This is a genomic window from Mycoplasmopsis mustelae (genome assembly GCF_004365095.1).
Classification (GTDB): Bacteria; Bacillota_I; Bacilli_A; order Mycoplasmatales; family Metamycoplasmataceae; genus Mycoplasmopsis; species Mycoplasmopsis mustelae.
The window spans coordinates 540,016-548,660 of record NZ_SOCN01000001.1; the positions used below are offsets into that span (position 1 = coordinate 540,016).

At 25.9% G+C, this 8,645-nt stretch carries 6 protein-coding genes and 1 rRNA gene; 1 reads left to right on the top strand and 6 read right to left on the bottom strand.

What is annotated here, in order from left to right; all coding sequences use genetic code 4:
- Positions 1-3: 3 nt before the first annotated feature.
- The 6 genes from BCF59_RS02335 to BCF59_RS02360 all read right to left on the bottom strand — a co-directional run bounded on the left by BCF59_RS02335 (position 4) and on the right by BCF59_RS02360 (position 7,962).
- Positions 4-816, bottom strand: a complete 813-nt coding sequence (locus tag BCF59_RS02335; protein WP_134110846.1) for an ABC transporter permease family protein — start codon at positions 814-816, stop codon at positions 4-6.
- Complete coding sequence (locus BCF59_RS02340; RefSeq protein WP_134110848.1) at positions 809-1,774, bottom strand: sugar ABC transporter permease; 966 nt, start codon at positions 1,772-1,774, stop codon at positions 809-811. Before BCF59_RS02340 ends, BCF59_RS02335 begins: the two co-directional genes overlap by 8 nt.
- Positions 1,746-2,933: an ATP-binding cassette domain-containing protein gene (locus BCF59_RS02345; RefSeq protein WP_134110850.1), complete on the bottom strand. Its 1,188-nt coding sequence runs from the start codon at positions 2,931-2,933 to the stop codon at positions 1,746-1,748. Before BCF59_RS02345 ends, BCF59_RS02340 begins: the two co-directional genes overlap by 29 nt.
- A gap of 90 nt (positions 2,934-3,023) precedes the next feature.
- On the bottom strand, positions 3,024-4,091 hold the full coding sequence (locus BCF59_RS02350) for an endonuclease (protein WP_134110852.1): 1,068 nt from the start codon (positions 4,089-4,091) through the stop codon (positions 3,024-3,026).
- Positions 4,092-4,227: 136 nt separating this feature from the next.
- The gene (locus tag BCF59_RS02355) at positions 4,228-6,036 is read right to left on the bottom strand and encodes a P68 family surface lipoprotein (protein WP_134110854.1); all 1,809 of its coding nucleotides are present in this window, start codon (positions 6,034-6,036) and stop codon (positions 4,228-4,230) included.
- A gap of 72 nt (positions 6,037-6,108) precedes the next feature.
- Entirely contained in the window at positions 6,109-7,962 is a 1,854-nt protein-coding gene (locus BCF59_RS02360; protein WP_134110856.1) for a P68 family surface lipoprotein, read from the bottom strand.
- A 398-nt stretch (positions 7,963-8,360) separates the two neighbouring features.
- Here BCF59_RS02360 and BCF59_RS02365 point away from each other — a divergent pair.
- A 16S ribosomal RNA gene (locus BCF59_RS02365) occupies positions 8,361-8,645 on the top strand; the annotation flags it as partial.

Genomic DNA, 8,645 nt, shown 5'->3' on the forward strand with positions numbered 1-8,645 from the left:
AATCTAGATTGATTTAACAATTTTACGAGAAAAAATAAAATAAATTAATAATGGCAGAGCAATAACTACTAAGGCACCTGCTGATTGAATATTAATAAAATAACCACCGGTTGGTATAGGACCGATTTGTCTGAATCAAATACCGACTGTTTTTTTGCTTGTGCTACTTAATAAATAGTTGGGTCATAAAAAGTCGTTTCATACTGATACAAAGCTAAATATAATTAATAAAAGATAAAATTCTTTCATTTCTTTTCAATAAACTAAATAAATTTTTTGTCATATACTTAAATTATCTACTACAATAAGTTTTTGGTATTTTTGTTTTGCTTTTTCGTAATGTATAAATAAGTTATACATAAAAAAATATGAAAAGATACTATTAGTAATCAATGATAATGGAGTTAATGTATTAGCTAAAAGCAAATCATTTAATAATTTATTTAAAGATAAATATATGGCAAATTCGGGTGTAAAAGAAAATATTAATACAATGATTCAAATTATCTTTTTAAATTTATTAGGAAATCTAGATAAACCTATAGCGAATAGAGTATATGTTAATAATCTAATTAACATTAAAATGAATGCACTTTCAAATGATATTAAAATTGCATTTCAAAATTCTGCATTAGCAAAAAAATTAAAATTCTGATAATTTCACTCCTTGAAATATAATGCAAAATTATGGTTGGTTACTGATGAATTTGATAAAAAAGCAGTGACTATTAAAATGTAAATTGGGAATAAGATAAGAAATACTAGTAATAATATTAGAAATATTTTTAAAACATCTTTTAGGAATTTTTTATACATAATTAAACCCTTTTTCCCTTTGTAATTTAATTACGATATACTTGAAAGAAAACTTAAATAAGTAGATTGTAAGTCAGCTCACTAAAAATAAAAATAGTAAATATAAAATTACAATCAAACTAGCCGCATAAGCTTTGTTATAGTCAACGGTTAGGGCACCGGCGAATGGTTTGATTAATGAAAGAATATAAGATGCAAATGTATGTGCACCTACAATTTGTATTCTTTCTTCTGTTATTATTGTACCTGGATACATTAAAAAAGAAAAGATGATGTTAGTATAAATTATTAGAATAAAAGATTTTCGAAACTCTTTATAGTATAAATGTTTAAATTTATCTCAGAATTTTAGATTATCAACCTTCATTAATTTTTTATATTTTTCATTAACTCTGCTAAAGATAAAACTGAAAACTACAATATTAAAAGGGATCGATCTCCAAAGCTGAAAAATTAACATATAAAATTTAATACTTAATCGATTGTCTCCGTATAAAAAACTTTTATTTGAATTAAATAATTTAAAAAAGAGATTTTCTTGGCCAAATAATAAAATAAATGCTAGACCAACAGTAAAGCCCGAAATAAAGAATTGAGAATAAATTAACTTTAAGAAAAAATTTTTTGTTCTAATGAAAATCATTGAACTAATTAAATAAGCGAAAATAACTGACAAAATTAAAGATATAAGAGTAGGAACAAAGAACAAAAAAGTGGAGTTTGATAATGCTATTTTAAAATTTGGATCATTAAATACCTTTATATAATTAGTAATTCCGTACTCATAAATTGTTCGTTTTGTCTCGCTAGGAAAAGTTATAAAAGATTTATTAATAATACTTATTATTGGATAAATATAAAAAATAAACAATAGAACAAATAGTGGTAATAAATATAAAGATGCGACAGTATATTTTTTTACATTTTCTTTATTGATACTGATTTTCAATTTCTTCATTTTTAAATTTCAAAACCTTTTCTGAATTTATTTCTAAATCAACATAATCACCCACATTCATCTTATTATTGATATTTACTGTGATGTAGTAAGTAGTACCGTTTGAAATTTTATAAATAGTTACATCTGCTACATTATCTTTTTTTATAATTTTTCAGCTAGTGGTTTTATTTGTGGGTTTAATTGTAATGTCGCGTGGTTTAATGAATTTTTTATATTCTTCAGTTTCTTCTAAAACATTTAATCTAGGAGAACAAAAGAAATTGGCGACAAAATATGTTGCGGGATTTTCTAAAATGTTGTCTTTAGTATCAAATTGTTCTATTTTACCCTCACGCATTACTAAGATATAGTCGCTAATTTTTAATGCATCATTTTGGTCGTGTGTCACCAAAATGATTGAGAGATTAAATTCCTTTTTAATTTTTAAGATTCACTCGATGGTTTTTTCTTTGATCTTAATATCTAGAGCGGAAAAAGGTTCATCCATTAAAATAAGTTGTGAATTTTTAATAATAGCCTTTGTGATTAAGACACGTTGTTTTTGTCCACCTGAAATATTTTGTGCTTTATGTTTTAAAATCTCTGTAATCTCTACTTTCTCAGCGATGCATTTTAAGTCTCTATTAAAGAAATTTTTTATTCTACATTGGAAAATTAGTTCTTTTAGTGCAAATTTTGGTTTGTTGAATAATAAATAAAAAAAGAGTTTAAAATAAAGTTTTACAAAAATTTTTTTCTCTTTTTTATCAATTAAATTATCTTTGTATTTTTTAAAACATATGCATAGATTTTTACTTTTAATTTGATGTTTGATAAAAAAGTCTTCTAAGAAAAATATGCGATTTTGTTTTTTTCATACGAAAGAGTTTTTAGCGCTTAGATAAATATTATGAAAAACGCTTATTTCATCATATAAAAAATTTTCTTGAAAAATAAAGCCGATTTCAGCAGTGCTCATATTATTAAATAAAGTAACTTCTGTTTTATTCGTTTTTTCAATACCAGCTAAAATATTTAATAAAGTTGTTTTTCCAGCTCCAGAAGGACCTACCAAAGAAATAATTTTATTTTTTGGAATATTAAGTTGTGGGATATTTAATATTTCTTTTTCATTTTTTTTAAAAACTAAATTCTTTATGACCGCTATATCTATCATAAAAGAAATTGTATTACAAAAATTCAAAATGATAATTATAATACACTGAGTTTTGTTCTATTTGTGCTTTTATAAAAAATAGCAAAATTGCTATTTGAAAATCTCATCAGAACCATTAGAAATTAAGATACCTTTGTTTATAAATGGTTTAGGGTTTTCTCCAAAAAGACTTTCTACTAAATTGGGATAATCGATAAACGGATTTCTAAATTTATAAACTTTATAAATTTCATTATTTCTATTAATATCAAAAGCATCTACAGGATCAATTTTGTTTCACTTTATATATGTATTTAAAAAATCAGTTTTATAGTAGGGAAACTCAGGAATAAATGAATTGTTATTTGGGTCATTATAAATTGATTTTTCATAGTACATAGTAACAAAATACATTAAACTTCTTGCAACATCACCCTTAAAAGCATCAACTATTTCAAAGACATTTTGTCCACTTATGTTCAACCCTAATTTTGAACCATTTCTACTATTATAAGTTGGATTAACTACTTCACCAATTGGATAGTTTGCACGCTTTTTGTTTATAAATGTATCAAGTGGTCAAGTAGTGAAAGGATCAGGTTGCATTGGATCTAAACTAGAATATCATTTTTCTGGCACTAAGTGACCTCTTATTAATTCTTGAGATTCTGCATTTGCTGATGTATTTTCATTAAATTGTGTTTTTGAAACAAAGCTAAGATCATTTGATTGAGTGGTGAAAATATCTAAAATGCCACCATCTTTTTTATAGTAGTAATCTTTATAAGCTTTTGAAGTGTTATAAAAATTTTTAAGGCTTTCGTATATTTGTGAACCATGTAGAATACTTGCTCTAATTCCGTGATGATGTGTTTCTAATGCTCTTCATAAGTCTCTACCGGTCTTTCCTTCTGCATTATTATAATAATCTGATTTTTGATAAATTCAGTTGCGGTTATTGTTTTTAGAAGTTTCTAGGTTCATAGAACTTGTTGATTCAACCGGATTTTGTGTGTTTGTATTATCCTTTTTTAGTTCGGTGTCCTTATTGGTGGGGTTTGTGATTTGTTCTTTTGGTTTATTGTTTTTTATATTTTTTTGTGTTTGTTGGTTGCAACTTATAGCAATCGAAAAAGGGATAACAGAAGCGAATATTGCTAGTTTTTTTATTAATTTCATTTTTCTCCTTGTTTTATTTAGTTTTTGTAAATACAAAGTTAAAAAATTTTATTTCTATATTACATATATAAAAGATTTTTATTTGTTATTCTGTATTATATTTAATTATTTATTTTAAATAAAGCTATGTTCGTAACTATTTTTTATCTATAATATTGATGATTTCTTGATAAGCTTGCTGACCAGTAATGATTTTTGGATTATTTTTTAAAGTGGATTCTAAAAGTAATTGTCTCACTTTCTCTATTATTGCAGAGGTTTTTTCATTGATAGGTAGTCATAAAATATCTTCTGTTGTTGATTTTTCAAATTCTTTTAAGCCTTTAAAAGTTGTGTTTGCTGCATATAAATAATTTATCTCTGTAGACAATTTATCTATTTGGTTTTGTATTTGTTCTCTATCTTTATGGTTTGTTTTAATTAATTCTAGTTTTTCTTTGATTTTATCTTCTAAATATTTTTGTTGATTGTTATATCAATTAAAATTTGCTTCTAAATTTTTACTAAGAGGAATAATATAGCCACTTTTTTGACTCAATAGATCACTGACTTTTAAATTTTGTCCTTGATAATTTATGTCTTGTGTGTAAAGTCATTTTAAAAATAATAAGGTCGCCTTATCTCTTTTGCCACCATTATCAACAGAAATAGGAATAATATTTGAACCGCCCTCAATGTATGTAGAAAAATCATCATCTGCATTATTTTTTGTTAGTTGTTGTTGTAAATAAATATCGTCTTTAGTTGCTCATTGTTTTCTGGTTTCAACCCCCTCTCTTTCGTAAAACAATCTAGAAATCGTACTATCTACTGATTGTTCATATCCAACATTTGCGACAAAAGAAAAAATTGCTTGATATCTACGAAGTGCTCATGATCCCCATTCATTGCTTTGGTTTTCGTATTTAACATCTTGAAATACTGCGTCATTTAACTTCTGAGTTGAATTTTCCTTAACAAATTCGTCAAACGTTTCAATGAAAGCATTTTTGACGTTTGTGTCGGTTTTGATATTATATTTAACTTTTGAAAAATCATATTTATCGTTATTTACTTCCAATTCTCATGGTCTGATTCCTTTTAATTTATTGTTTAAAACTTTAAAAAACGCATCATCACGTTCATCAATTGTAAAAATTGCTAAATCATTAATGTTTGTATCTTTGTTTAAGTTTTGAATTTTACTACTATCAAATTCTAAAATACTTTTCAATTTTCTTGCTAATTGATAGAGAGAACTAATGCCATTAAATGTTTTATCGTTAATGGTATAACCTGTTAAATTGGCATTGTCTTTGACTTTTAAGTAGTTAATTATAGAGTTTTTAGGGATATTATTTCCTAATTCTCTACGCTGATACATATATTTATATATTTTAGAATCTTCGTCAATCTTTGCGTTAGCTTGTTTTAAAAAGTCAAATGCTCTATTTAATAAATCCACATTAATTGAAAGACCATCGATATCTGTATCATCAAACGGTAGATTAAAAATTTTGGTATTTTCTAATTTTTCACCTACTAGATTTGTGTGCGTTTTTAGAATTTTAGGTGTAAAAATATTTGATTTAAAAATAGTTGATGTATCTAATAATTTTCCGTATTTATTGATTAAAAAAGCACCGCTTTGGTTGCCTAAAAATAAATTAGCAAGCCGAACATCTTTATTTTGAATATAACTAGCATTAATATTAGCTAATTCTAATTCAGAATCTGTGTTTGTTTCTCTGGAAGTTAACAATTCTACTGGTAGGAAATTAGGATTATCTTTCATTGTTTGATTATAAAGTGGAATTATTTCTTTTAAGGCCATAATTAATGGAAAATATTGACCCTGTGAAGTGGAAAATACAACTTTCATTTCGTTTTTGGCACAACTTGTAATTATTGTGGTTGTTGAAGCAGCGATTGTAGTAAAAAAAGTTCAGAACTTAATTTTTTTCATATATTTTCTCCTCATAAATTAATAAAATAACTTTTTGCACATATTATAGAGCAAAAAGTTATTTTTATAGATTTATTTTGAATTAATTATATCTAAAACAGCTCTTAAAACATCAGAACCCTTATAAACAACTGGATTTTCGTTCTTAGTAGATTCTAATAACATATTTTCAATCTTTTTAGTAATTTGGTTGGTTTTCTCGTTGCTTGGTAAATTTAATAAATAATCTGAATTATTTAAAAAATCATTAAGTGATTGATATGATAATGAACCCGAGTGTGTATAGTTAATTGCTGAAGTTAATTGTTTGTTTTCGTTTTCATATTTTTGTTTATTTTCTTGAGATGTTGTTTGATTTTCTATTAGTTTTTGGTTTTCTTCAATTTTAGTTTTTAAAACAGCTTCTTGTTGACTGTAGTAGGTGTTTCCGCGATTGATTAATTGATTCAATGGAATAATATAAGCAGATGAACGAGTGATTAAATCGCGTACTAAAATTTTCTCTCCAGTTTCTAATACAACTTCTTGTTTATAGAGTCAGGTTAAGAATAGTTTTGTTGCTTTGTCTTCTTTGCCATTATTATCGACAGAGATAGGTATTAGACTTGAACCTCCCTCTATATAAGTACCATTTTTATCACTAGCATTATTCTTGGTTACTTGTTTCTGTAAATAAACATCGTCTCTAGTGGTTCAATTTTTTGGATCTTGACTTTTACCAAAAAAACTACGTGATGTTGGTGAATCAATTGATTGTTCTAAACCTACCGAAGCGACAACAGCAAAAATTGTTTGATATTGTCTCATATCTCATGAAGCCCAATCACTAGAACCGTTTGCTTTAAATTCAACATCTTTAAATAATTTTGTACCAACTGTTTTACGATGATTTTTTACAAAATTGTCAAAAGTTTTTATAAAAGCTTGTTGCATTGTTGTATCATCTTTAATATTTCATTTTATTTTAGAAAAATCATATTTTCCGTTTGAAATTTCTAATTCCCATAATTGTTTACCATTTAGTTGATTTGATAGAGACTTAAAGAATTCATCTTGTTGGTAATCAATTGAAAAAACGTTTAACTTATTGATCGGGTTGTTACCATATTCGGCGACTTTTGTGGTATCAACATCCATGGCCGAATGAAATTTTCTAGCAAATTCGAATAAAGAATTCAAACCTTTAAAAGTATTTTCATCGATTTTATAACCTTTTAAACTATTAGCGATAGGTTTTAAAAAGTTAATTGCTGATGAAGCTGGAATACTATTACCTTTATCTTTGTTTGTTTTTAAGTAATCAAATAATGCGCCCGACTCATCAATTATCGCCCCTGCTTGCTTAGCAAGTTCTAATGCCTTGTTTAATAAATCAATATTTATGCTAAATCCATTAGTATCTGAAACATCAAAAGGTAAATTAAAAAGTTTTACATTATTAAGTTGTTCTCCTACCAACTCTGTGTGATTTCTTAATAATTTAGTTGGAAAATTTGAAGCAGGCAAAATACTTGAAGTATCGAGTAATTTGTTATATTTATTAATAATGTACGCTGATGTTTGATTACCTAAAATTAGATTTGGTAATTTATCAGAATTATCCTTAATATATTGTTCGGTTTGAGTAGCCAGTTCTAATTCTGTATTTGCTTTAGATATTGAGTTTGGTCTAAATTCAATAGGTAAAAAATCAGGATTCTTTTTCATTATATTGTTATAAAGTGGAATTAATTTTTTTAATGCAATTGTTAGAGGAAAAACTTCTGATTGCGGAGTTGAAAAAACAATTTTGTTGTCAGACGCCGCCTTTGTGGTTGAATAATCGGTTTTATTTGGTTGTTGATTTTGTGTTCCGCAACCGGCAACTAATGCCGTTGTAGTAATGGTTGTAAAAGATGCAAAAATTAAAAATTTTTTTCTTCTCATATTTAAAACTCCTTTTTAAATTATCTTATATATAGTTTTAATTAAATTTAGTATATTTATAAATTTTATTACTCTAAATAAATTATGAAAATAAAAACTATGTTTTTTCTATAATATAATATAAATTAATAAATTAATTAAATAACAAAAATAATCGAAATTTTTAAATAAGCAAGAATTAAAATTAAAAATATGTTATAATAACAATAATTATTAATTGATCTAACTATTAATAGAAATTAGTTAAAACTAAAAACTAAATTTGAATTTAAATAAAATAATAAAAAAAACAAAAAAATTTGTTAGTTTTTATTTTGTGCTATAATAGTTTAGCGACATTTTAAAAAAGTGTTATAAAAGTTCTTTGAAAACTAGATATATAAAACATGACAGTCAATTTTTTCGAGAGTTTGATCCTGGCTCAGGATGAACGCTGGCTGTGTGCCTAATACATGCATGTCGAGCGGAGTTCTTTTAGAACTTAGCGGCGAATGGGTGAGTAACACGTACTTAACGTACCTTTTAGATTGGGATAACGGTGAGAAATTATCGCTAATACCGGATACATTTAATATTTGCATAAATATTAAATGAAAGAAGCGTTTGCTTCACTAAAAGATCGGGGTGCGGAACATTAGCTAGTTGGTAGGGTAATGGCCTACCAAGGCGATGATGTTTAGCGG